Origin of the sequence: Janthinobacterium kochi (genome assembly GCF_051380715.1) — a bacterium.
Taxonomy (GTDB): Bacteria; Pseudomonadota; Gammaproteobacteria; order Burkholderiales; family Burkholderiaceae_D; genus Janthinobacterium.
Map to the genome: position 1 here is coordinate 483056 of NZ_JBNYXO010000002.1, position 23900 is coordinate 506955.

The 23900-nt window shown below is 63.8% G+C and carries 21 protein-coding genes; 13 read left to right on the forward strand and 8 right to left on the reverse strand.

Annotated features, from left to right (window positions below; translation table 11 throughout):
• Positions 1-269: 269 nt before the first annotated feature.
• The gene (gene argH / locus ACQ4WL_RS06505; RefSeq protein ID WP_436508833.1) at positions 270-1667 is read left to right on the forward strand and encodes an argininosuccinate lyase; all 1398 of its coding nucleotides are present in this window, start codon (positions 270-272) and stop codon (positions 1665-1667) included.
• 51 nt (positions 1668-1718) lie between these two features.
• Here argH and ACQ4WL_RS06510 read toward each other — a convergent pair whose 3' ends face one another.
• A complete protein-coding gene (locus ACQ4WL_RS06510; RefSeq protein ID WP_436508834.1) occupies positions 1719-2375 on the reverse strand; it encodes a hypothetical protein in 657 nt (218 codons plus the stop codon).
• Positions 2376-3046: 671 nt separating this feature from the next.
• Between ACQ4WL_RS06510 and ACQ4WL_RS06515 the strand changes: the two genes are divergently transcribed.
• From ACQ4WL_RS06515 to ACQ4WL_RS06570, 12 genes are all read left to right on the forward strand, one after another.
• Positions 3047-5578, forward strand: a complete 2532-nt coding sequence (locus tag ACQ4WL_RS06515; protein WP_436508835.1) for a M4 family metallopeptidase — start codon at positions 3047-3049, stop codon at positions 5576-5578.
• Between the two features lie 246 nt (positions 5579-5824).
• Positions 5825-7018, forward strand: a complete 1194-nt coding sequence (locus tag ACQ4WL_RS06520) for a type II secretion system F family protein (RefSeq protein WP_436508837.1) — start codon at positions 5825-5827, stop codon at positions 7016-7018.
• A gap of 10 nt (positions 7019-7028) precedes the next feature.
• The gene (locus ACQ4WL_RS06525) at positions 7029-8726 is read left to right on the forward strand and encodes a GspE/PulE family protein (protein ID WP_436508838.1); all 1698 of its coding nucleotides are present in this window, start codon (positions 7029-7031) and stop codon (positions 8724-8726) included.
• Positions 8713-9516 (forward strand): hypothetical protein, encoded by an 804-nt coding sequence (locus tag ACQ4WL_RS06530; RefSeq protein WP_436508839.1) that lies wholly within the window; start codon positions 8713-8715, stop codon positions 9514-9516. Before ACQ4WL_RS06525 ends, ACQ4WL_RS06530 begins: the two co-directional genes overlap by 14 nt.
• Entirely contained in the window at positions 9507-10049 is a 543-nt protein-coding gene (locus tag ACQ4WL_RS06535) for a hypothetical protein (RefSeq protein WP_436508840.1), read from the forward strand. The genes ACQ4WL_RS06530 and ACQ4WL_RS06535 overlap by 10 nt, the downstream gene beginning before the upstream one ends.
• Positions 10037-10657, forward strand: coding sequence for a type 4a pilus biogenesis protein PilO (locus ACQ4WL_RS06540; RefSeq protein WP_436508841.1), 621 nt, complete (start codon positions 10037-10039; stop codon positions 10655-10657). Before ACQ4WL_RS06535 ends, ACQ4WL_RS06540 begins: the two co-directional genes overlap by 13 nt.
• Positions 10654-11193, forward strand: a complete 540-nt coding sequence (locus tag ACQ4WL_RS06545) for a hypothetical protein (RefSeq protein WP_436508843.1) — start codon at positions 10654-10656, stop codon at positions 11191-11193. The genes ACQ4WL_RS06540 and ACQ4WL_RS06545 overlap by 4 nt, the downstream gene beginning before the upstream one ends.
• 17 nt (positions 11194-11210) lie before the next feature.
• The gene (locus tag ACQ4WL_RS06550) at positions 11211-13094 is read left to right on the forward strand and encodes a secretin GspD/PilQ domain-containing protein (RefSeq protein ID WP_436508844.1); all 1884 of its coding nucleotides are present in this window, start codon (positions 11211-11213) and stop codon (positions 13092-13094) included.
• A 29-nt stretch (positions 13095-13123) separates the two neighbouring features.
• Complete coding sequence (locus ACQ4WL_RS06555) at positions 13124-13561, forward strand: type IV pilin protein (protein WP_436509106.1); 438 nt, start codon at positions 13124-13126, stop codon at positions 13559-13561.
• A 5-nt stretch (positions 13562-13566) separates the two neighbouring features.
• Positions 13567-13950, forward strand: coding sequence for a type IV pilin protein (locus ACQ4WL_RS06560; RefSeq protein ID WP_436508845.1), 384 nt, complete (start codon positions 13567-13569; stop codon positions 13948-13950).
• A 43-nt stretch (positions 13951-13993) separates the two neighbouring features.
• Entirely contained in the window at positions 13994-14473 is a 480-nt protein-coding gene (locus tag ACQ4WL_RS06565; protein WP_436508847.1) for a type II secretion system protein, read from the forward strand.
• 45 nt (positions 14474-14518) lie between these two features.
• Positions 14519-15742: a M24 family metallopeptidase gene (locus ACQ4WL_RS06570; RefSeq protein ID WP_436508849.1), complete on the forward strand. Its 1224-nt coding sequence runs from the start codon at positions 14519-14521 to the stop codon at positions 15740-15742.
• A 97-nt stretch (positions 15743-15839) separates the two neighbouring features.
• Here ACQ4WL_RS06570 and ACQ4WL_RS06575 read toward each other — a convergent pair whose 3' ends face one another.
• The 7 genes from ACQ4WL_RS06575 to ACQ4WL_RS06605 form a co-directional block, all read right to left on the reverse strand.
• Entirely contained in the window at positions 15840-17414 is a 1575-nt protein-coding gene (locus tag ACQ4WL_RS06575; protein ID WP_436508850.1) for a methyl-accepting chemotaxis protein, read from the reverse strand.
• Positions 17415-17473: 59 nt separating this feature from the next.
• Entirely contained in the window at positions 17474-17881 is a 408-nt protein-coding gene (locus tag ACQ4WL_RS06580) for a type 2 periplasmic-binding domain-containing protein (RefSeq protein ID WP_436508851.1), read from the reverse strand.
• 10 nt (positions 17882-17891) lie between these two features.
• Positions 17892-19157 (reverse strand): hypothetical protein, encoded by a 1266-nt coding sequence (locus ACQ4WL_RS06585; protein WP_436508852.1) that lies wholly within the window; start codon positions 19155-19157, stop codon positions 17892-17894.
• Positions 19158-19545: 388 nt separating this feature from the next.
• The gene (paaZ, locus tag ACQ4WL_RS06590; RefSeq protein WP_436508853.1) at positions 19546-21597 is read right to left on the reverse strand and encodes a phenylacetic acid degradation bifunctional protein PaaZ; all 2052 of its coding nucleotides are present in this window, start codon (positions 21595-21597) and stop codon (positions 19546-19548) included.
• 101 nt (positions 21598-21698) lie between these two features.
• A complete protein-coding gene (paaY, locus tag ACQ4WL_RS06595) occupies positions 21699-22313 on the reverse strand; it encodes a phenylacetic acid degradation protein PaaY (protein ID WP_436508854.1) in 615 nt (204 codons plus the stop codon).
• Positions 22314-22404: 91 nt separating this feature from the next.
• Positions 22405-23148 carry an ABC transporter ATP-binding protein gene (locus ACQ4WL_RS06600; RefSeq protein WP_436508855.1) on the reverse strand — a complete coding sequence of 248 codons (744 nt, stop codon included), beginning with the start codon at positions 23146-23148 and terminating at the stop codon, positions 22405-22407.
• Positions 23145-23900 carry an ABC transporter ATP-binding protein gene (locus tag ACQ4WL_RS06605; RefSeq protein ID WP_436508856.1) on the reverse strand — a complete coding sequence of 252 codons (756 nt, stop codon included), beginning with the start codon at positions 23898-23900 and terminating at the stop codon, positions 23145-23147. The genes ACQ4WL_RS06600 and ACQ4WL_RS06605 overlap by 4 nt, the downstream gene beginning before the upstream one ends.

Genomic DNA, 23900 nt, shown 5'->3' on the forward strand with positions numbered 1-23900 from the left:
TTTCCTTGAGGTTGAGGGGCGTTGCTGTTTGTCCTGCGATGATTGAACTGTAGGCTGATCACCCCCGAACTGCCATCGGATTGCGACAAAACGCACGATTTGCGGGACAGAATACAAAAAGCCCGGATGGAACGCGCAACAGCGCCCGCGCCGTGGCATTTGACGCGTGCCAGCCCCATTCCTGGCCATTTCAGCGCCCTGCAAGCCCCTAAAAGCCCTACCGCAGGCCAACCTTGTTTATAATCGCCCTACACTAAAGGACTTCTTTCATGACTGATCAATTCTCCAAAAAGGGCGAAGCCTGGTCGGCCCGGTTTTCCGAACCGGTCTCGGACCTCGTCAAGCGCTACACAGCTTCTGTATTTTTTGACAAGCGCCTGGCGCTGTTCGACATCGAAGGTTCGCTGGCCCATGCGGAAATGCTGCATGCGCAAGCCATCATCAGCCCGGCCGACTACGCGGAAATCGTGCGCGGCATGGCGCAAATCTCGCAGGAAATCGCCGCCGGCCAGTTCGAATGGCTGCTGGACCTGGAAGATGTCCACCTGAATATTGAAAAGCGCCTGACCGAACTGGTAGGCGATGCGGGCAAGCGCCTGCACACGGGCCGTTCGCGCAACGACCAGGTGGCCACCGACATCCGCCTGTACGTGCGCTCCGCCATCGACGACATCACGGCCCTGCTGGCGACGTTGCGCAGCGCGCTGACGGACCTGGCCGAGCAGCATGCCGACACCATCATGCCGGGCTTTACCCACATGCAGGTGGCCCAGCCGATCACCTTCGGCCACCACATGCTGGCGTATGTTGAAATGTTCGGCCGCGACGCCGAGCGCATGGCCGACTGCCGCAAGCGCGTCAACCGCCTGCCGCTGGGCGCCGCCGCCCTGGCCGGCACCACCTTCCCCATCGACCGCCTGCGCGTGGCCAAGACGCTGGGCTTCGACGACGTCTGCCACAACTCGCTCGACGCCGTGTCGGACCGTGATTTCGCCATCGAATTCTGCGCCGCGTCCGCCGTCCTGATGATGCACGTGTCGCGCATGGCCGAGGAACTGGTGATCTGGATGAGCCCACGCATCGGCTTCATCGACATCGCCGACCGCTTCTGCACCGGCTCGTCGATCATGCCGCAAAAGAAGAACCCCGACGTGCCCGAGCTCGCCCGTGGCAAGACAGGCCGCGTGTATGGCCACCTGATTGGCCTGCTGACCCTGATGAAAGGCCAGCCGCTGGCCTACAACAAGGACAACCAGGAAGACAAGGAACCGCTGTTCGACACCGTCGATACCGTCATCGACACCCTGCGCATCTTCGCCGACATGGCCGGCGGCATCACGGTGAAACCGGAAGCGATGCGCGCGGCAGCCCTGCAAGGTTATGCCACGGCAACCGACCTGGCCGACTATCTGGTCAAGAAAGGTTTGCCGTTCCGCGATGCCCATGAAGCGGTGGCCCTGGCCGTGCGCGCCTGCGTCGACGCTGGTTGCGACCTGGCCGACCTGTCGCTCGAGCAGCTGCGCGCGTTTTCCCCGTTGACGGGCGAAGACGTGTTTGCGGTGCTGACCCTGGAAGGCTCCGTTGCCGCGCGCGACCACGTGGGCGGCACCGCGCCACGCCAGGTACGCGCCGCGATCACCCGCGTGCGTGCGCAGCTGGAAAAATAGACGGGCTCCGTCCAGCCAGCGCCCCGCCGCATCACTGCAGCGGGGCGTTTTTCATTGCGCGACGATTTTCGACAGCACGGAAAAGGCGGCCCCCGTCTGCGACGCCTCCAGCAGCAGGGTCAGCTCCGTATACGTGCAGATGATGTTGATCAAATTGATACGCTCCCAGGCCAGGCGCTTGAGGATGGCGTGATACACGCCCGGCGTATAGCAGGTTTCGGGCGCCAGGTGCAAGGTCACGGCCGTCACCCGCTCCAGGCGCGCCAGTTCCTGCTCGCCGCCAAAGACCTCCTCCACCAGCGCATGCAGCGAACGGCTGCAGATCACCATCACCTCGTTGACACCGCGCGTGACCGTGATGAAGGTACCGCGCTGGGGTGCGGCCAGCGCCAGCAACTGGCGCTGGCAGGCATACGTCTGGTCGGAATAGCGGTAAGTAAAAATCATCAATTCGCTGCGCGTGGACAGTTCGCCCGCGCGGTGCACCAGCACGATCTCGCCGTTTTTCTGCTGCGGCATCCGTTCGGCCAGGCGGCGCAGCGCCATCACCACGGCAGCCTGCCCCACCGGTTTCCATAGGTCGCTCTGCAATTGTGGCTGCAGCTGGCGCGCCAGTTCCGACAAGTTGAGCAAGCCCCGGCCCAGTCCCTCGCTGAGAAACGCCGATTCCATCACGATCTGTTCCACTTTAGTCGCTATCGAAAGCATAGTTCTTCGGGCCGGTGATTCCGGTGCACGCACCAGGAGCCGGCAACCCTTCCTGAAAAAAGAATGCACTGCGCCAGTGGCCACGCCGGGCGGCGCGGTCGGACTCGCTGAAATGCCCCCGTCGCAGGGGGAGGAGCCGGATAGCGGCGGCTAGGAAGGCGGATGCAGCATGAATGCCGCTCCAGAGGGGAAATGGTTGAAACCAACAGCAGAAAACAGAACTGATGTCATGTGAAACTCCTGATTTTTTCCCGATGCGCTGTATCTGGACGCGGTCATTGCCGCGTGCGCTTTTTTGTCTTCGCGTGCGCCAATGGGGACAACGCGAAGAGTTAGTGTAGATCGCAACATTTAGAAAATGCAACAGTGTTTTTCCAACAGAACACGTCATTGAGGGAACTGGTCCAAAACAAAATTTGCAGCTTGCGATAAATCAAACTTTGCGATGATGCAGCACCGATAAATGTTCAATTCTTAACAAAAATTCGCATAGTGACCCATTTCTTGAATTTTTTGACATGGCGATCTCGACAAGTTTAGTGTCCCCCTACCCGGCGTCATGCCACCACAAAACGGCAGGCTATCCGCCCGTCGCCAGGCACGCCGGGGTGGCCATCAGGCATCGCGGCCAGCTCATTCACCATTTCCTTAACCGATACCATGGAGCAGAAATGAATTTACGTTTGACGATAGTTGCCGCATCCATCGCCGCCCTGCCGCTGATGGCCACCACGGCCGATGCCGCCACGCCGCTGCCACAACCCCTGATGGCTGCCCCGGTCACCCTGGCCTCTCCACAAGAGAACGCCAGCCTGGTCAACAAGCTGGCCGCGCAGGCGCGCAGCCGCGGCCTGAATACCGAACATGGCTTTGCCGTCGGCGCCCAGCATCCGGGCGTCAGCGGCACGCGCGTGAGCCGCGTACAGCACACCTACAAGGGTTTGCCCGTCTTCGGTTCCGAGACGGTGGTGGTCAGCAACAGCGCCGGCGACATCGTCAGCGAATCCGTGTCGGACCGCGCTTCCGGCCTCGGTAGCGGCGGCGTCAATGCCGTCACGCGCAGCGCCACCACCGATATCGACACCACGCCGGCCGTCAGCGCTGCCGCCGCCATCGCCGCCGCCGTGAAAAGCATCGGCGTGCCGGCCGTCGACCATGTACCGCCACATGCGCAACTGTTGATCTACCCCGTGATGAAAACGGTGCGCGTGGCAGGCGCCGAGAACAAATCGGAAGCCGCCCTGAACGCCCTCGACGTGCAGGACGTGGTCGACCACTACGAGCTGGCCTACCTGGTGCAGACGCGCATGATCAGCGGTAACAAGCCGGTCTACTACGACACCATCGTCAGTGCCAAAGATGGCCGTATCCTGCGTCAATGGAAAGCCCTGAAAACCGTCGCCGGCATCGGCAACAGCCAGTACAACGGACAGGTACCGCTCAACACCACGCTCACGGGCAGCACCTACACCATGAAGGACCCCAGCCGCGGCACGGGCGGCAGCTTCGGCGGCATGGCCATCACGAATGCCAACCACGGCACCACCTCGGGCAGCGTGTACAGCAGCACCAGCAATACCTGGGGCGACGGCCAGCAGTACATCAACGGCGGCAGCACCACCAACGCCAACGGCCAGACGGCGGCCGTGAACGCAATGTGGGGCCTGATGAACACCTACGACACGCACAAGAATGTGCTGGGCTGGTCCAGCCTGGACGGCAACAACACGGCCACCCACATCGCCGCCCACGTCAACACGGCCTACGACAACGCCTATTACGACAGCAGCTGCAAATGCATGTACATCGGCGACGGCGGCAGCTCGTTCAACAACCTCGGTTCCATCGACGTGATCGGCCATGAAATGGGCCACGGCATCACGGACGCCACCTCGGGCCTGATCTACTCGCAGGAGTCCGGCGGCTTGAACGAATCGAGCTCGGACATCGCCGGCGAAATGGTCGAAGCGTATGCACGCGCCGGCGGCACGGGCACCAGCATTCCCAACACGGGCAACGATTGGATGACGGGCAAGGAAATCGCCAAGAATGGCCAGCCGCTGCGCTGGCTGTACAAGCCGAGCAAGGATGGCAGCAGCCCGAATGCGTGGAGCAGCACCATCAAGAACCTCGACGTCCACTACAGCAGCGGCCCGAACAACCGCATGTTCTACTTCCTGTCGCAAGGCTCGAATTCCACGTCCAGCAGCGACTACTACAGCTCCTACCTGAACAAGAGCCCGCTGGCCATGACCGGTATCGGCAGCGACAAGGCTTACCGCATCTGGTTCAAGGCCGCCACCACCAAGTTCACCTCGTCGACCAACTACGCCGATGCGCGTAACAAGGTGCTGCAGGCAGCCGAGGAACTGTATGGCGTGGGCAGCGCCGAGGCGATTGCCGTCAAGCGCGCGTATGCGGCCATCAACGTCGGTACCGACGTCGATGAATCGACCACGGGCGGCGCGGTGAGCATCACCAGCCAGCCGGCCAGCATCACCGTCACACCGGGCGCCACCGCCTCGTTCGCCGTGGGCGCGGGCGGCGGCACGGCACCGTACACCTACAAGTGGTACCGCAACGGCGCCGTGATCAGCGGCGCCACCTCGCCCGCCTACAGCTTCACCACTGTGGCGGCTGACAGCGGTGCCGTCTTCAAGGCCACGGTGACGGATTCGTCCTCGCCCGCCGTGACGGCCACGTCGAACAACGCCACGCTGACGGTGGGCACCAACAGCGCCACCGAACGCGTGACGAACGGCGGCTTTGAAGCGGGTGCCACGGGCTGGAGCGGCACCACGGGCGCCATCGGCACGTTTTCGGGGCAAGCCGCGTATGAAGGCACGCAGTATGCCTGGCTGGGCGGTAATGGCGCCACGGCCAGCGAAGCGCTGACGCAAAGCGTGACCATTCCGGCCGCGGCCACCTCCGCCAGCTTGAGCTTCGCGCTGCATATCGACACGGCGGAAACGGGCAATACCGTGTACGACAAGCTGATCGTCACCGTGAAGAACAGCGCCGGCACGGTGCTGGGCACCCTGGCCTCGTACTCGAACGTGAACAAGGCGGCCGGCTACCAGATCCGCACGTTTAACCTGATCGCCTACAAGGGCCAGAACGTGCAACTGTCATTTGCCGCGACCGAGGACGCCTCGCTGCAAACCTCGTTCGTGATCGACAAGGTCAGCCTGGTCACCCAGTAAGCGGCTGAACCTGCGGGCAAGCCATCGATACAAGGGCTTGCCCGCGCATGCAACACCGCACGATTGATTTTCTGGCAATTCCAGTCTACCCTGAGGCAGTGATTGCATTTTGCTGCTGCCGGTACCCGCGACGAATTGAACTTCTTTTGGATGGTTCCTGACCGATGCCTACTTTGACCGCACGCACCTGCCTCCCTGGCAGTCTGTCCCTGTCCACTTCTGTCGCCCTGCTCACCTGAGCCGGCGATGCAGTTCCACCTCCAGGTGCAGGGTCCGGCGGGCAGCCAGGCGCTGGCCATCGACGCCGCCAGCGAGGCCGAGGCGATCCGCGCGGCCGTGCGCGGTGGCTGGCGCGTGCTGGCCGTCGACGCTGGCGCCACCTCAGACACTGGCGTCGCGCTGCGTCCCGGCAAGCAGGGACTGCCCCTGCTGCAATTCAGCCAGGAATTGCTGGCCCTGCTCGAAGCGGGCCTGAACCTGGGCGAGGCCATGGCCACCCTGCATAACAAGGAAACGCGCACCGGCGCCAAGGCCACGCTGGCCGCCATCGTGCTCACCCTGCAGCAGGGGCTAAGCTTTTCCGACACCCTGGCCGGTTTCCCCGACATCTTCCCCGACATTTATATCGCCACCGTGCACGCGGCCGAACGCTCGGGCAACCTGCCCGAGGCGCTGGCGCGCTTTGTCGGCTACCAGCTGCAATTCGACGCCATCCGCAAAAAACTCATTTCGGCCGCCATCTACCCGTGCATGCTGCTCGTCGTCGGCGGCCTGGTCACGCTGTTCCTGCTCGGCTACGTGGTACCGAAGTTCAGCGTCGTCTACGAAAGCTCGGGGCGCGAGATTCCGTGGATGTCGCAGATGCTGCTCGGTTTTGGCCAAACCCTGGCCGCGCATCCGCTGCTGTGCGCCACGGCGCTCGCCGCCAGCGTGGCCGCCGTGGTGTTCGGCATCGCCAACCGCGCCATGCGCCAGGCCCTCTTGCTGCGCCTCTTGCGCCTGCCCGTGCTGGTGGACAAGGCGGCGGAATTCCGCCTGGCCCGCTTCTACCGGGCTCTCAGCCTGCTGCTGCACGCGGGCATCCCGCTGCACAAGGCGCTGGCCATGGTGGCACCCATGCTGCTGCCGGCGCAGCAGGAGCAACTGGCGCAGGCGCGCCGCGCGGTACAGGAAGGCATGCCGTTTTCCACCGCGCTGGAACACGCCGGCATGGCCACGCCGGTGGCGCAATCGCTGCTCAAAGTGGGCGAAAACACGGGCCGCCTGGGCGACATGCTGGAACGTTCGGCCAAGTTCCACGACGAGGAATTCGCCCGCTGGGTGGACTGGGCGTCGCGCTTGCTCGAGCCGCTGCTGATGACCATCATCGGCGTGGTGATCGGCGGCGTGGTGGTGCTGATGTACATGCCGATCTTTGAACTGGCCGGGAGCTTATCTTGAAGTTCATGTCATGAACGCACGCGACGAGGAACGCACCGTGCTCGATGCCGCCATGCTGCGCCGGGCCCACGCCAGCGCGCTGGAACAGGGCCGCCCGCAGATGGCCGTGCTGCAGGAAACGGCGGCCTTGCCGCCCGAAGTTTTTTTGCGCCAGCTGGCCGCCCTGTTCCGCTACCCGGCCTGGACGATGGCCGAGCTGCAAGCCGCCTTGCCCGCCTTTGCCCTGCTGACCTATACCGATTGCGCCCAGCGCGACTGCGTGCTGCTGCAGCCGGGTGTTCCCGGCGCGCCGCCCGTGCTCATCATCGGCAACCCGTTTGCCGAAGACCTGCTGCAGTGGGCCGACTTCGCCCTGTCCACGCCCTTCACGGTGGCGCTGGCGCACCCGGACGACCTGGCCGCCTATTTGCTGCAGCAGGAAAGCGTGCAGCAGGCGATGCAGGAAATGCAGCACGGTGACGATGTGCCGGGACTCGACCAGAGCATCGAGGACATTTCCCTGATTCGCATCAGCGAGGACAGCAGCCCGGTGGTGAAACTGGTCAATTCCACCATCTACGATGCCCTGAAATTCCAGGCCAGCGACATCCACCTCGAATGCGACGTGGCCAGCCTGGTCATCAAATACCGCGTCGACGGCGTGCTGGTGCAGGCGGGCCAGGTGCAGGGGCTCCAGATGGCCGAGCAAATCATCTCGCGCATCAAGGTCATGGCCGACCTCGATATCGCCGAGCGGCGCATCCCGCAGGATGGCCGCTTCAAGGTGCGCGTCAAAGGGGCGGAGATCGACTTTCGCGTCTCCATCATGCCCAATATCTTTGGCGAAGACGCCGTGCTGCGCCTGCTGGACCGGCGTGCGCTGACGGAAGCGGCGCAGGCGCTGCGCCTGGAAAGCCTGGGCCTGAACGAGGACGCCATCGAGCAAATACGCCGCCTGGCCGCCAAGCCGCACGGCATGCTGCTGGTAACGGGGCCCACGGGATCGGGCAAGACCACCACCCTGTACGCGGCCATCACGGAAATCAACACGGGACGCGACAAGATCGTCACCATCGAAGACCCCGTCGAATACCGGCTGCCGCGCGTGCTGCAGATCCCCGTCAATGAAAAGAAGGGACTGACGTTCGCGCGCGGCCTGCGCTCCATCCTGCGCCACGACCCAGACAAGATCATGATCGGCGAGATCCGCGACGATGAAACGGCGCAAATCGCCGTGCAAGCCGCGCTCACGGGCCACCTGGTGTTTACCACCGTGCATGCGAACAACGTCTTTGATGTGGTGGGCCGCTTCCTGCACATGGGCGTGGATGCCTACAGCTTTGCGGCAGCCCTGAACGGCATCGTGGCGCAGCGCCTGCTGCGCCTCAATTGCGCCCATTGCGCCGTCGACGCCAGCGCCGAGGTGCTGGCCGATGCGCAGCAGCTGCGCGACAGCGGGCTGGCCCTGCACCAGGTACAGGACTGGCAATTCATGGCCGGCAAGGGTTGCGGCCATTGCCGCGGCACCGGCTACAAGGGCCGCAAGGCCGTCGCCGAGGTCTTGATGCTCAGCGACGCCATGCGCGAAATGATCTGCACGCGCGCGCCCCTGAGCCAGATGAAGGAAGAGGCGGCGCGCAACGGCTTTCGCCTGGCGCGCGAAGCGGGCCTGGACCTGGTGCGGCGCGGCGAAACCACTTTAGCGGAGCTCAATCGTGTCACTTATTGAACGTGTTACCCGCGCCACCCTGTGCCTGCACCTGGCGCCGCATGGATTGCACGGCGTGCTGCGCCGCGCCGGCCGTCCCTTGCCCGACAGCGCCTTCCACCTGCCTATTCCCAATCCCGACGCCAGCTGGGAAGTGGCGCTGGCCGCCCTGCGCGGCTGGCTCGAACAGGATGGCGGCAAAAAACTGCCGCTCGCCGTTAGCCTGGCCAGCCGCTGGTGCGCCATGCTGATGGTGCCGTGGAGCGGCGCCCTGCTCGAGCGGAGCAGCGCACAGCGCTTCCTGCATAGTCAGTTCGCTGCCGTCTACGGCGATGGCGCGCGCGCCTGGCGCCTGGCTACCGACGATGCGCCTTACGGTAAGCCGCGCCTGGCCTGCGGCATCGATGCGGCCCTGCTGCAAGGCGTGCAGGACGCGGCGGCCGCGCATGGCCGGCGCTGCCTGTCCATCGAACCCATCGTCGGACCGGCCTGGCGCAGCATCGCTGGCGGCAAGCCTGCCGGTAGCAAACCTGCCGCCTTCGCCCTGGTGGAAGCGGGACGGCTGCTGCTGGCAACGACCAGCGGCGGGCGCATCACGGCCCTGCACAGCCAGTCCTGCGGCGCCGCCTGGGGCGAGGAACTGGATAGCGCCTGGCGGCGCTGGAACTTGCGCGCGCCGCAGCTGGACGCCATCGAACAGGTGGCGCTGCTCGACTTGAGCGGCGTGCCGCAAGCGGAGGTGCCAGAACGCTTCGTGCCCCTCGCCGTGGCTGGCGCCGCGCACCTGATGCGGGAGGCGGCATGGGCCTGAGCCGCCTGGAATTCCTGCCGCCCGGAGCAAAGCAGACCTTCAAGGGCTGGCGCCTGGCCCTGTGCCTGGCGGGCGGCTTGATGCTGCTGCCGGCTGCCGTGTACTGGCTGGTGCAGGCGCAGGAAACGCGGCGCCTGGAAGCCCAACTGGCGCAGTTGCAGCCCGCGCGTCCCGTGCGCGCGCCTTTGTCCGTCAGCCAGCAGCGTGAACGCGACCTCGAACTGAAACAGGTGGCAGCCGCCGTGCGCCAGCTCAACCTGCCCGTCACGCGCCTGGTCAGGACGGTGCAGGCGCCGCGCGACGTGCGCGTGGCGCTCCTGGGACTGGACCTGAATGCGCAGCAGGGACAGGATGGCGCCAGCGTTCTGAAGATCGCCGCCGAGGCGGAAACGCCGCAGGACATGCTCAACTATCTGGCCTTCCTGAACCAGCAACCCATGTTCAGCTCCGTGTATCTGCTCAAGCACGAGATGAACGCCAACGCGCCGGAACACGCGTATCGTTTTCAGCTGGAGGCGCAATGGCGGCAATAAAACCCGTATTAAAAACCAACGCTTCCCTGGTCAGTCCCCGCCTGCAACTGCGCCTTCCCCCGCGTCTGCAGTGGCAAGCGCAGCGGCTGTGGCGCATCGTGGGCTGGCCCAGCGTCATAGGTGCGACCTGCCTGGCGCTGGCCGCTTTCGCCGTGCAGCAGGGCGATGCCTTGGACGCGCGCCAGCAGCAATTGGCGGCGCAACTGGCCACAGCTGCCAGACAGTCGGCGCTGCTGCCGGCACCCATCACGCTCGATGCCGATGCGGACAGCCTGGCAGCCTTTCACGCCTACCTGCCCGCGCATGACAGCATTCCCGACCAATTGAAGGCCTTGCTGGAAGTGGCGCAAAAGAGCGGCGTCACCCTGGCCAAGGCGGACTACAAGCCGCAGGAAGACGGCAACACGGCCTTTTTGCGCTATCAGATCACCCTGCCCGTGAAGGCCGAATACGCGCAGCTGCAAACCTTTATCGTCGACGCCCTGCAAGCGCTGCCCACCCTGACCCTCGACTCCGTGCTCTTCAAGCGCGAGCAGATCGAGGCGGGCGAGATCGACGCGCGCATCCAGTTCATCTTGCTGGTGAAGAAGGCGGAGGTACGCCGATGAAAAAAGCCGTATTGGGAGGCGCCGCCGTGGCGACCTTGCTGGCCGCCCTCTTTGCCCCCGAGGATGAGGGCAGCATCGTGGGGCCAGCCACGGCCACCACGCGCCAGGTGGAACGGGTGGCTGTTGCGCCTCTCGCTGCAGCCACTGTTGCTGCGCAAGCCGATCGCGCGCTGGCCATCCATCCACGCCGGGCGCTTGAGGACGAGGAAGCGGCCACCCTGTTCGCCAAGCAAAGCTGGCAGCCGGAGACGCCGAAAAAAATCATGCTCGACCAGCAGGCGGCGCAGGCCACGCGAACTGTCGCCGCCGTCGATGCAAACGCGCCGCCACCACTGCCCTTTCAATTCCTCGGCCGCTTCGTCGACGAAGGCAAGGCAGCCTACTTCCTGCAAGCGGGCGAACGCAACGTGGTGGCGCGGCCTGGCGACACGCTCGAAGAGCGCTACCGCTTCGACGGCGTGGTGCAGGGCGCCCTGCAATTTACCTATCTGCCGCTCAACCTGAAACAGACACTCGCCGTAGGGGACCTCAATTGAAACGACGCGCATCACGCATGTCAGGCACCTTCGCCCTGCTCCCTCTGCTATCCCTGCTGGCCGCCTGTGCCGGCAACCAGGCCTATAACGATGGCCAGGCCATGCTGGGCGCGGGCCGCACGGAACAGGGCCTGGCCCTGCTGGAACAGGCGGCGCACGCCGAGCCGACCAACGCCAAGTACCGCATCGCCGTCACCAACGGCAGGATGCGCGCGCTGAATAAGCTGAATGGCCGCGCCGAGGCGCTGCGCCAGCAGGGCAAGCTGCCCGAAGCGCAAGCGCAGTACCGGCAGGCGCTGGCGCTGGACGCCAGCAATGACGTGGCGCAACGGGGCCTGGCCGGCGTGGCGCAGGATGAGCGGCACAGCAAGCTGGTGCAGGAAGCGCAGGCCAGCTATCAGCGCGGCGGCGAAGCGAATATCGCGCAGGCGCAGGAAACCTTGCGCCAGGTGCTGCAGGAACGCCCCGCGCAGCGCGAAGCGCTGGCGCTGAAAAGCCGCATCGGCGACGCGCAGGCCAGCGCCCGGCCGGCCGGCGGCAAGCTGGCGGCCGCCTACCGCAAACCCGTGACGCTGGAGTTTCGCGATGCGCCGCTACGCTCCGTGTTTGACTTCATCAGCAAGGTGTCGGGACTGAACTTCGTCTTCGACAAGGAAGTCGACCCCGCCCTGCGCGCCACCATTTCCGTGCGCGACACCAGCATCGAAGAAGCGATTGCCATGCTGCTGGGCGCCAACCAGCTGGAGCAAAGCGTCACCAGCGACAAGTCGATCACGATCTACCCGAACACGCCGCAAAAGGTGAAGGATTACCAGCAGCTCGTGGTACGCACCTTCTTTCTCGCCAATGCGGACGTCAAGACGGTGGCGTTTTCCATCAAGACCCTGCTCAAGGCCAAGGATGTCGTCACCGATGAACGCCTGGGCATCATCATGCTGCGCGATACGCCGGAAATGGTGCGCATGGCCGAGCGCATCATCAATGTGCAAGACCTGGCCGACCCGGAAGTGATGCTGGAAGTGGAAGTGCTGGAAGTCAAGCGCACGCGCCTGATGGAGCTGGGCGTGCGCTGGCCTGACCAGGCCAGCCTGACCTTGGCCGGCATTGCAGGTAGCACGGGAGGCCTGGGCGGCCTGAAGGTGGCCGACCTGCACCGCATCAATGGCGACAATATCAACCTGGGCATCGGCGGCGTCACCCTGAACGCCAACAAGACCGATAGCGACAGCAATATCCTGGCCAACCCGCGCATCCGCGTGCGTAACAAGGAAAAGGCCAAGATCCTCATCGGCGACCGCGTGCCCGTCATTACCGTCACGACGAATAACGGCGTCAGTTCCGACAGCGTCAATTACATCGACGTGGGCCTGAAGCTCGACGTCGAACCGAACGTCTACCTGGACGACGAGGTAGCCATCAAGATCAACCTGGAAGTGTCGAACGTGGTCAAGGAAGTGATCAGCAAGACGGGCACGCAGGCATACCAGATCGGCACGCGCAGCGCTTCCACGGTGCTGCGACTGAAGGATGGCGAAACGCAGGTGCTGGCGGGCCTGATCAGCGACGAAGACCGGGGCACGGCCAACAAGGTGCCCGGCGTGGGCGAACTGCCCGTGCTGAACCGTCTGTTCGGCAGCCAGAAGGACGACGCCATGCGCAGCGAGATCGTGCTGTCGATCACGCCGCGCCTGCTGCGCAGCATCCGCCGCCCGGACCTGATGACGGCCGAATTCAACTCGGGCACCGAGGCGTCCGTGGGTGGCCGCGCCAGCGTGGGCGGCGGCGGCCCTGAGGCTATCGCCACGCCCGAGCAAGCCACCCCGCGCAGCGGCTCGCCCATGACGGGCGGCGACGAGGCGCCGGCGGCGGGCGAGAGGGCCACGGTCAAGGGTGGCCAGTGAAGCAGCAAGGCTTTACCTTCATCGAGCTGATGATCACCCTGGCGATCATGGCGACCCTGGCCATGGTGGCCGTGCCGATGGCGCAAGTGGCGCTGCAGAGGGCGAAGGAACAGCAATTGCGCAGCGCCCTGATCGAGATACGCGAAGCGATCGACGCCTACAAGCGCGCCTCGGACAATGGCCGCATCAAGCTGTCGCTGGGCGCATCCGGCTATCCGAAAAAACTCGATGAACTGGTCGAGGGGGTGCCCGACCAGCGCAGCGTCTCGAAGCAGAACATCTATTTTTTGCGCCGCCTGCCGCGCGACCCGTTCCAGCCCAAGGAAGACGGCAGCGCCGCCGACAGCTGGAGCAAGCGCGCCTATGCCTCGCCGCCCGACAATCCCAGCGAAGGCGAGGACGTGTTCGACGTCGCCTCGCGCTCGACCAAGGCAGGCCTGAACGGCGTGCCGCTCAATCAATGGTGACCTCGATGCCCTATTCATCCCCGCAGCGCGGTTTTACGCTGGTCGAACTGCTGGTGGTACTGGCGATCATCTCGCTGCTGCTGACGATCGCCATTCCCCGCTATTTCGGCTCGGTGGAAAAATCCAGGGAAGTCGCGCTGAAGGAAAACCTGCAAGTGCTCAGAAGCGGCCTGGATAAATACTATGCCGACAAGGGTGAGTATCCGGCCGCGCTGGCCGACCTGGTGACCCACCATTACTTCCGCAGCGTACCGCTCGATCCCGTCACGGAGTCCGCCACCACCTGGCAGCTGATCCCTTCGCCGAATGGCGAGATCGGCGGCGTGGCCGACGTGCGCAGTGGCGCCAAGGGCAAGACGCGCGAGGGCATCCCCTTTGAGCAGCTCTGATTTTCGACGCCGCGCACGGGGCTTCGCGTACATCTGGACACTGATGCTGGTGGCTTTCATGGGCGTGGGTCTGGTGCTGGCCAGCCAATTGCATGCCACGGCCGCGCGGCGCGAGAAGGAACGCGAGCTGCTGTTCATCGGCCATGAATTCCGCAACGCGCTGGGCCGCTACTACGACAGCACGCCGGCAGACGGGCGGCCCCGCTATCCCTTGACCTTGCAGGAACTGCTGCGCGACCCGCGCTTTGCCAACGCCCGGCGGCACTTGCGCCGTCTGTATACGGACCCCGTCACGGGCAAGGCGGAATGGGGCCTGCTGCGGCAGGAGGGACGCATCGTCGGCATCCATTCGCTGTCGCCGCAGATCCCCATCAAGCAGGACAATTTTCTCGACGAAGACGCCAGCCTGCGCCGCAAGCAGCGCTACGCGGACTGGCAATTCACGTATCCGCACGACCTGGTGCTGGCCCAACCCGATGCCGCCGGCGGCGCGCCGGGACTCAAACCGAAAGGCGCGAACTGATATCATGCCCGCATTCCATATTCAGCATAGCGCAAAGGAGCAGGCATGAGCATAGGTGGCACTTCCATCGAACAGGCATTGGCATCGCTGTCGGACATGACGGACGGCATGGTCGCCATCGGCAAGGACGAACATGCGCAGCGCATCGCCAGGGCGCAAGCGTTCATGCGCGAGCAGGGCATCGCCGCCATCTACCTGAACGCGGGCGCCAACCTCACCTATTTCACGGGCACCAAATGGTATGCCAGCGAACGCATGGTGGGCGCCATCCTGCCGGCCAGCGGCGAGATCGAATACATCGCACCCGCCTTTGAGGAAAGCACCCTGCAAGGCTTCATGCTCATCGAGGGCCGTGTCAATTGCTGGGAAGAGCATGAGAGCCCATACCAGCTGTTCGTCGACGTGCTGGCGCGCATGGGTATCGCCCAGGACGCAAGTCAACCGCCGCGCGTGGGCCTCTGCGAAAGCGCCGCCGTCTTCATTTACGACGGCATCAAGCCGCTGGCCCCCGGCTATGCGCTGGAAAACGCGCGCGCCGTCACCGCATACTGCCGCAGCCGCAAGTCACAGGCGGAAATCGCCCTGATGCAGCGCGTGATGGACATGACCCTGGCCGTGCACGTGGCCACGGCCAGCATGCTGTACGAAGGCATCACGACGGTGGAAGTAGAGGAATTCATCCAGCGCGCACACCGCAAGGTGGGTGCACCCCGCTCGTATTTTTGCATCGTGCTGTTCGGCGAAGCGACAGCCTATCCGCATGGCGTGAACTACGTGCAAACCCTGAAGGCGGGCGACACGGTGCTGATCGACACGGGCTGCCAGGTGATGAACTACATCTCCGACATCACGCGCACCTATGTGTTTGGCGCCATCAGCGAACGCCAGCGCAGCGTGTGGAATAGCGAAAAGGCAGCCCAAGCTGCTGCATTCGCCGCCGCGCAGTTGGGCGTGCCCTGCGGCGATGTGGACCGCGCCGCCCGCGTATCCCTGGAAGCCGATGGCTTTGGCCCCGGCTACAAACTGCCGGGCCTGCCGCACCGCACGGGCCACGGCATCGGCCTCGATATCCACGAATGGCCTTACCTGGTGGGCAACGACACGACGCCGCTGGCCGTGGGCATGTGCTTCTCGAACGAGCCGATGATCTGCATCCCCGGCCAATTCGGCATCCGCCACGAAGACCATTTCTACATGACGCAAGACGGTCCGCGCTGGTTCACGCAGCCGGCGCACAGCATCGACGATCCGTTCGGCTTGAGCGCATAAGCCGGGTGTTGGATTACGCTGCGCTAATCCAACCTACCGTACTGCCAGATAGGTCGGATTAGCGGGGCCGCCGAGGCACGTAGTGCGTATTCCAACATCAGCGCAATGCCAGGTAGGTCGGATTAGCGCCTTGCGCGTAATCCGACACAGCGCCGCCCTGCGCCAGCTTGAACACGGCCAGCGCCGTACCCAGTTGCACGGCCTGTTCCTGCAGCGATTCAGCCGCCGCCGACGCTTCTTCCACCAGCGCGGAGTTTTGCTGCGTCATCTGGTCCATGCTGCCGATGGCCACGCCGATGTCGCCGATGCCGGCGCTCTGCGCCTGGCTGGCGGCGCTGATCTCGGCCATGATGTCGGCAACTTTTTTCACGGAATCGACGATCTGGCCCATGGTCAGCCCCGCCTCGTCGACCAGCTTCGAGCCGACATTCACCCTGGCGACCGAATCGCCGATCAATTGCTTTATTTCGCGCGCCGCTGCCGCGCTGCGCTGCGCCAGGTTGCGCACTTCGGATGCCACCACGGCAAAGCCGCGTCCCTGTTCGCCCGCGCGCGCCGCTTCCACGGCCGCATTCAAGGCCAGGATATTCGTCTGGAAGGCGATGCCGTCGATGACGCCAATGATGTCGACGATGCGTTTCGATGAATCGTTGATCTCGCCCATGGTGGTGACCACCTGGCTGACCACCTGCCCGCCCTTCACGGCGACCGAGGATGCCGACAGCACCAGTTCATGCGCCTGTCCCGCGTTGGCGGCGTTGTCGCGCACGGTGGAGGTCAGGCTGTCCATGCTGCGCGCCGTCTGATCCAGGCTACCGGCCTGCGACTCGGTGCGCGCGGCCAGGTCCGCATTGCCTTGCGCGATTTCCGCGCTGGCCACCTGGATAGTTTCGGCGGAAGCCTTGATACCGGACACCATCCCGGCCAGCCGGCCGCGCATCTCCTTCAGCGCTGCCAGCAAACTGGCCTGGTCGCCCGCCTCGGTGAATATCTCCATCGAGAGGTCGCCATCGGCCACGGCGCGCGCGATCTGGCGCGCATATTCCGGCTCGCCGCCGAGTTGCTGCCAGATGGCGCGCACGACAAAGTGCGACACGGCCGCCAGGCAAACAATGACGGCCAGCGCCACGGCGATGCTGGTATTGAGGGCATGACGCACATTCGCCGCGCTGCGCTCGATGCCCTGCTTGAATTGCGCTTGCGCCTGTTCGTTGGTCTTGGCCAGGTCGGTATTGAGCACCGCCAGCGCGCCCTGCATGCGCGTCACGGTCGCTTGCGGGTCGCCCTCTTCCATTTCCAGCATGATGCGCGCCGCGCTCAGCGCCGGCGCATAGTAGGCATTGAATTCCTTGGTCAGACGCTGGCCTTGCTCGCGCTGGCCGGGAATGGCGGCAAAGGCGGCCAGCTTGGCGCGCAGCTTGACGGCCTGGCCATCGACTTGCCCGATGCGCTCCTTGTCGCCTTCGCTGACGGCGTCGCGCAAGCCATCGCCGACGGCGGCCACGTCCAGCGTCAGCGACTTGGCCAGGTCTAGCACGGGATAGTCGGCGCTTTCGGTGGCGTGGATGGAATTGAGCGCGGCCGTAGACAGGTAGGCACTGACGGCCAGCCCCAACCCGAAAATCACGGCCGAGACGACAGGCAGCGCCCATATCTTGCGTTTGATGCTCATTGCTGTCTCCTGATGGTATGTGTATCGGGCCGCCGCATGGCGCGCGGCCCGAACCGGCTTTATGGCGCCGTCAGCACCACTTTGACGCTGGCGTCGACGGCACTCTTTTCGATATAGCCGATGGCTTTCGGATCGGCGGCCACGGCCTTTTTCACGTCGGCGCTATTGGCCACCTCTTTCGGCAAGGTCGCCTTGCCCGTGAAAACCAGCTTGGACCACAGGGCCTTCGCCTGCGACGGTTCCTTGTCCGTCACCTTCTTGTAGAACTCGGCGCGCACGGGGGCGCTTTCCGGCTGGTCGATCGGCGTCATGGCCGTCGATTTACCGAGGAAGAACTGCGCTACCTGTTCATTCGTCATCGCGCCAGCGGCGCTTTTGGGATTGACCACCACGACCACTTCGGCCATGGCGGGAACGCTCATCGACAAGGCCAGCAAGGCAGCCATCTGCAAAATAAATGGTTTCATGCGGCGCTCCTTAGAAAACGAAATCGATGGCGGCAGCCACCACCGTGACGGGCCCGCTGAAACCTGGCTGGGCTTGCACGAACAGACCCTGGCCATTCTTAGGCTTGATGCGGTCGATCTGCACCTTCAAGGCGGCCGAACGGTGGAAGTCCCAGCGCACGCCGATGCTGTCCGTCGATTGCTCCAGCTGGTTGCGCGTGTTGGCCATGGTATTGACGCCGGCCGACAGCGCGCGCAAGGTCGGCGTGCAGGCGGCTGGATAACCTGGCGGGCATGCAGCCGGCACGGTGTTATTCACGCGATCATCGGCCTTCAGGCTGGCATGGCTGTAGTACGGCAAAAAGGCGCCGATACGGTAGCCGCCCATCACGTACCACGAGGTGCTGTCGCTGATATAGCTGTCCGTCTTGCGCTTGGCATACTCGGATTGCACCAGGACATTGTTCCAGTCCAGGCCCAGGCCCACAGACGTGAAGGACGCCTTCTTGTCCTTCACCACCAGCGCGTCGGCCAGGGCGCCCAGCTGGGCGATCTTGTAGCCTGTGCCGGCCGCGCGCAATGCCCCGATCAGCGCATTCTGACTGGCGGAATCGTCGATGCTCAGCTTGGTTTCGGCACGGCCGAAACGCAGGGTCAGGGGACCATGTTCGGCCACCATGTTCAGCGCAACGATGGACTTGCCTTCCACATGCACGGTCGAATCGGGTCCCGTTGCCAGGGTGGCCTTGGTGCGGCCCAGCGCCAGCTGCGTGGTGATGCTGGTGTCGCCCACGCTGAACTGGTAAGTGCCATCGATGCCATCGATGCTGTTCAGCGGTACCTGCGAATACATTTCGCCCGGTGGGCGCAGCATGGTGTTGGCATAGCCCACGTTACGGTAATCGGAAATCATGAAGACGGGCAGGCCCATGCGGCCAACGCGCACGCTGAAGCTGTCCGACACCTTCGCCTTGGCGAAGGCCCATGCCAGCTCGGCGCCGAAATCATCTTCGCCATCCTTGCGCGCCAGGCCTTGCACGGTGGCCGACAACCAGGGATTAACGGTGACATTGGCCTGCAATCCTAGGTTCGAATCGACGCCCGTACGGGCTGTCCGAGCGGCGCCGGCGGCCTGGTTCGGACGCGCGAACTGCGCCTTGTCGGTATCGGCCACAGTCAGCGCGGCCGTGCCGAAACCGCTGATCTTGACGGTCGGGCCACTGGCGACATCGTCGGCGTAGGCATGGCTGATGGCCAGGGGCATGGCCAGCAGGAAAATCAGGACGTGTTTATTCATAGTAATTAAATACCCGTAGCGGTGAACGTTAATCGTGGAGTTGGGCTCTAGATCGGAGGTTCACCGGCCATAACAGGCCGGGTCCTTTTTTGCGCCGCCGTCGCCTTGCCTGGCGTGAATGACGGCGTGACCAGTGAGTGGAACCATGCTACAGAGAAAAAGTCTGCTTTGAAAAGTTTTCCTAAGGCAATTAACGATTTTGCCATTTTTCATGGAAAAAACATGATTTCTAGAGGATTTTATCTAATGAGCAGACGGGAAAAACCACACTTTCGGTATACTTTTCATACACTTATGCATAATTCAAGACGAAAAGAACTCGGATAAAAAAACGCCACCCGCACAAAGATCGCGGATGGCGCCGTTCAATGCCGTACTGCGGAAACGCTTATTCGCGCTTCGACACCAGGGTCAGAATGTCGTAGCTGGCTACCAGCTCCTCGTTCTGGTTGGTCACCTGCACGTCCCACGCCACCACGCCCTGGCCCACGCCAAAGACGTCCTTGCGGTTACGGTCGACCTTGCGCTTGCAGGTCAGGCGCGCGCGGATGGTGTCGCCGATGGCGACGGGGGCGACGAAACGCAGGTTGTCGAGGCCATAGTTGGCCAGCACGGGACCGACGCCAGGCGAGACGAACAGGCCAGCGGCGGCCGACAGCACGAAGTAGCCGTGGGCGATGCGCTTGCCGAACTGCGACTCTTTCGCCGCGATTTCGTCGAAGTGCATGTAGAAGAAGTCGCCCGAGATGCCGCCAAAGGCGACGATATCCGCTTCGCTGACAGTGCGGCGGTGCGTGAGCAGCGAGTCGCCCGTCTTCAAGTCCTCGAAGTGCTTGCGGAACGGATGGATCGGGCTTTCGTTGACGTCCGCGCCACGCACGTATTCACCGGTGATCGCCGCCAGCATGGTCGGCGAGCCTTGCACAGCCGCCCGTTGCAGGTAATGGCGCACGGCGCGCACGCCGCCCAGCTCTTCGCCACCGCCCGCGCGGCCAGGGCCGCCGTGCTTCAGTTGCGGCAGCGGTGAGCCATGGCCCGTCGAATCGACGGAGGCCACGCGCTCGAGCACATGCACGCGGCCATGCGTGGCCGCCACTTGCGGCACCACGCGCGCGGCGATCTTCGGATCGCGCGTCACCAGGGTACTCACCAGGCTGCCCTTGCCGCGCGCGGCCAGCGCCAGCGCTTCATCGATATCGTGGTAGCCCATCATGGTGCTGACGGGGCCGAACGCTTCCACGTCATGCACGGCGTCGTTGCCGAAGGCGTCGCGGCACAGCAGCAAGGTCGGCGAGAAGAAGCTGCCATCCTGTGCCCCATCGCCCAGGGGACTGAAACCGTCGGCTGCGCCAAATACCACCTCGTTACCCTGCGACAGCGTGGCCACCCGCTCCGCCACATCGCTTTGCTGTTCCTTCGATGCCAGCGCGCCCATGCGCACGCCTTCGATGGACGGATCGCCCACCACCACCTTGGCCAGGCGCTCGCGCAGGCGCGTGCCGACGGCGTCCATCAGGTGCTCGGGCACGATAATGCGGCGAATCGCCGTGCACTTCTGGCCCGACTTGCCCGTCATTTCGCGCACCACTTCCTTGACGAACAGGTCGAATTCCACATCGTCGGGCGTGACGTCCGGCGCCAGGATGGCGCAGTTGAGCGAATCGGCTTCGCCGTTGAAAGGCACTGACTGGGCGATCAGGTTCGGATTGGTGCGCAACTTGGCGGCCGTGGCGGCCGACCCTGTAAACGTGACGAAATCCTGGCCATTCAAACGGTCCAGCAAGTCGCCCGTGGAACCGATCACCAGTTGCAAACTGCCGGCCGGCAGCAAGCCCGATTCATGCATCATGCGCACGACGGCCTGCGTCAGATAGCTCGTCGCCGTGGCCGGCTTGGCGATGCAGGGCATGGCCGCCAGGAAGCTTGGCGCGAATTTTTCCAGCAAGCCCCAGATGGGGAAATTGAAGGCGTTGATGTGCACGGCCAGGCCGCCGCGCGGCACCAGGATGTGCGTGCCGGCGAAGCCGCCTTTTTTACCCAGCGCGATGGCCGGGCCTTCGTGCAGCACGTTCGACGACGGCAGCTCGTTGCTGCCCATGCTGGCGTAGGCAAACAGGGTGCCCGTGCCGCCTTCGATATCGACCCAGCTATCGGCGCGCGTGGCGCCCGACAGGTGCGAGATCGCATACAGCTCTTCCTTGCGCTCGACCAGGTACAAGGCCAACGCCTTCAAGCGTGCGGCGCGCTGCTGGAAATCGAGTGCCATCAGGCCCGGCACGCCCGTCTTGCGGGCATACGTGACGGCTTCGTCGAAGTCGATCTTCTCCGCATGCGTGTGATAAATCACGCGGTTGTTCAAGGCGCTATGCAGGGGCACGGCGGCGCTTTCGCCCAGCCAGCGGCCAGCGATCAGGCTTTGCAGCGTGGATATTTGAGCCATGTGGTTTCTCCGTTAGGGGTCAGACCCGTCGGGGAAATGGATGCCAATGGCATCTATTCCGATCCTGAAAGGTCTGACCCCAGCATTTAAAGGGTTAAAGGTTATTGCGCTGCAGCGTTCTTGTGCAAGTGCAGCGGCAAGGCGGATTCAAAATTGAGGCGCTGGCGGCCGGCCTCGACTTCCGTCAGGGCCTCCACTTCGCGCATCGTCTGCATCGAGCGCACGGCCAGTTCGTGGTACTGGCTGGTGCCCGAGCTTTTCCATTTGATTTCATCGTCGGTGAGCGACCGTATCACCTTGGCGGGCGTGCCCACCACCATGCTGCGCGGCGCGACGATCATGCCCGCCTTGACGAAACTCATGGCCGCGACAATGGATTCCTCTCCGATGATGGCGTTATCCATCACCACGGCGTTCATGCCGACCAGCGCATTGCGGCCGATGCGGCAGCCGTGCAGCACGGCGCCATGGCCGATATGGCCGTCGATTTCGACCACCGTGTCGCAGCCAGGAAAACCGTGCATGACGCAGGTGTCCTGCAGGTTCGCCCCCTCTTCCAGGATCAATCGGCCGAAGTCGCCGCGGATCGAGGCCAGCGGACCGATGTAGCAGCGCGGGCCGACGATCACGTCGCCGATCAGCACCGCGCTCGGATGCACATAGGCGCTGGGGTGGACGACGGGGGTGATTCCGTTGATTTCGTAGACTTTGACCATGGTGCTCTCCAAAACATTATTGCCAGCCGTAGCGGCTGATGTCGGATTACGCGCAAGCGGCTCGGCGCCCCCGCTAATCCGACCTACGTCTTCACATACCCAAGTACGCACTTTGTACTTGCTCGTTATGCAGCAATTCGGGACCGGGGCCGGACAGCGTAATGGCGCCCGTCTCGATCACATAGCCCACGTCAGCGATCGACAGGGCGGCGTGCGCGTTCTGCTCGACGAGGAAAATCGTGATGCCCTGGTCGCGCAGTTCGGCTACGATGCGGAAGATTTCCGCGATCAAGAGTGGCGCCAGGCCCATGCTGGGTTCATCGAGCAGCAGCAGTTGCGGACGGCCCATCAGCGCGCGCGCCATGGCCAGCATCTGCTGCTGTCCGCCCGATAAAGTCCCGGCCAGCAGCAAGCGCTTTTCCTTCAAGATCGGGAACAGGCCGTACATGCGCTCCATGTCACCGGCCACGTCCTGCGCGGGGCGCGTAAAAGCGCCCAGGCGCAGATTGTCTTCCACCGTCATGGGGCCGAACACTTGGCGCCCTTCCGGCACCTGGCAGATACCAGCGCGCACGCGCTTGTCGGCACTCATGCGGCTGACGTCCTGGCCGGCGAAAGCGATGCTGCCGGCGCTGATCGGCTGCACGCCGGAAATCGCCCGCAACAGAGTGGTCTTGCCGGCGCCGTTGGCGCCCACCAGCGCCACCAGCTGGCCCTGGCGTACCTGCAGGTCGATGCCGTGCAGGGCCTGGATGCGGCCGTAATGGCTGGTCAGCCCTTTGATATCGAGCACCAGCGGAGTTTGAGGTTTTTCCTGATTTTTTTCGTACATCATGCAGCCACTCCCAAGTATGCCGCCACCACGTCGGGATTGGCACGCACTTCGGCGGCGGTCCCTTCGGCCAGCTTCTTGCCATAGTCGAGCACCAGGATATGGTCCGACAGATTCATCACCAGCTTCATGTCATGCTCGACCAGCACCACCGTCACGCCCGATTGCGCCACCTTGCGGATCAAGGTTTCGATCTCGCCCGTTTCCGTGTGGTTCAAGCCTGCCGCCGGTTCATCGAGCAGCAGCACCTTCGGCTTGGCCGCCAGCGCGCGGGCGATTTCCAGGCGTTTTAACGCCCCATACGACATCTGTCCCGCCTCGTCATCGATATGCCGGCCCACGCCGACAAATTCCATCAGGCTGGCCGCCTCGTCGCGGCAAGCGGCATCGGCGCGGCGCACCGAAGGCAAACGCAGCATGGAGGCGAACAGGTTCTGGTTCAGGCGCAAATGCGCGCCCACCATCACATTGGCTATGGCCGTCATGTTCATGCACACCTGCAGATTCTGGAAGGTGCGGCTCATGCCGCGCCGCGCCAGCGCATCGGGCGACATGGCGGCCACGTTCTCGCCATTGAGCAAAATCTCACCCTTGCTCGGCGTGTACACGCCCGTGATCAGGTTGAACAGGGTCGTCTTGCCGGCGCCATTCGGCCCGATCACGGAATGGATATTGCCTTCCTTGACGGTGAAGCTCACATCCTGCACCGCGTGCACACCGCCAAAGCTCTTGCTCAGATTATTAATCGTCAGCAT

Bases quoted from the DNA above. Each gene is read 5' to 3' on its own strand.
- argH (WP_436508833.1), top strand. From the start codon at position 270: ATGACTGATCAATTCTCCAAAAAGGGCGAAGCCTGGTCGGCCCGGTTT.
- ACQ4WL_RS06510 (WP_436508834.1), bottom strand. From the start codon at position 2,375: ATGCTTTCGATAGCGACTAAAGTGGAACAGATCGTGATGGAATCGGCG.
- ACQ4WL_RS06515 (WP_436508835.1), top strand. From the start codon at position 3,047: ATGAATTTACGTTTGACGATAGTTGCCGCATCCATCGCCGCCCTGCCG.
- ACQ4WL_RS06520 (WP_436508837.1), top strand. From the start codon at position 5,825: ATGCAGTTCCACCTCCAGGTGCAGGGTCCGGCGGGCAGCCAGGCGCTG.
- ACQ4WL_RS06525 (WP_436508838.1), top strand. From the start codon at position 7,029: ATGAACGCACGCGACGAGGAACGCACCGTGCTCGATGCCGCCATGCTG.
- ACQ4WL_RS06535 (WP_436508840.1), top strand. From the start codon at position 9,507: ATGGGCCTGAGCCGCCTGGAATTCCTGCCGCCCGGAGCAAAGCAGACC.
- ACQ4WL_RS06540 (WP_436508841.1), top strand. From the start codon at position 10,037: ATGGCGGCAATAAAACCCGTATTAAAAACCAACGCTTCCCTGGTCAGT.
- ACQ4WL_RS06545 (WP_436508843.1), top strand. From the start codon at position 10,654: ATGAAAAAAGCCGTATTGGGAGGCGCCGCCGTGGCGACCTTGCTGGCC.
- ACQ4WL_RS06550 (WP_436508844.1), top strand. From the start codon at position 11,211: ATGTCAGGCACCTTCGCCCTGCTCCCTCTGCTATCCCTGCTGGCCGCC.
- ACQ4WL_RS06555 (WP_436509106.1), top strand. From the start codon at position 13,124: ATGATCACCCTGGCGATCATGGCGACCCTGGCCATGGTGGCCGTGCCG.
- ACQ4WL_RS06560 (WP_436508845.1), top strand. From the start codon at position 13,567: ATGCCCTATTCATCCCCGCAGCGCGGTTTTACGCTGGTCGAACTGCTG.
- ACQ4WL_RS06565 (WP_436508847.1), top strand. From the start codon at position 13,994: ATGCTGGTGGCTTTCATGGGCGTGGGTCTGGTGCTGGCCAGCCAATTG.
- ACQ4WL_RS06570 (WP_436508849.1), top strand. From the start codon at position 14,519: ATGAGCATAGGTGGCACTTCCATCGAACAGGCATTGGCATCGCTGTCG.
- ACQ4WL_RS06575 (WP_436508850.1), bottom strand. From the start codon at position 17,414: ATGAGCATCAAACGCAAGATATGGGCGCTGCCTGTCGTCTCGGCCGTG.
- ACQ4WL_RS06580 (WP_436508851.1), bottom strand. From the start codon at position 17,881: ATGAAACCATTTATTTTGCAGATGGCTGCCTTGCTGGCCTTGTCGATG.
- ACQ4WL_RS06585 (WP_436508852.1), bottom strand. From the start codon at position 19,157: ATGAATAAACACGTCCTGATTTTCCTGCTGGCCATGCCCCTGGCCATC.
- paaZ (WP_436508853.1), bottom strand. From the start codon at position 21,597: ATGGCTCAAATATCCACGCTGCAAAGCCTGATCGCTGGCCGCTGGCTG.
- paaY (WP_436508854.1), bottom strand. From the start codon at position 22,313: ATGGTCAAAGTCTACGAAATCAACGGAATCACCCCCGTCGTCCACCCC.
- ACQ4WL_RS06600 (WP_436508855.1), bottom strand. From the start codon at position 23,148: ATGATGTACGAAAAAAATCAGGAAAAACCTCAAACTCCGCTGGTGCTC.
- ACQ4WL_RS06605 (WP_436508856.1), bottom strand. From the start codon at position 23,900: ATGCTGACGATTAATAATCTGAGCAAGAGCTTTGGCGGTGTGCACGCG.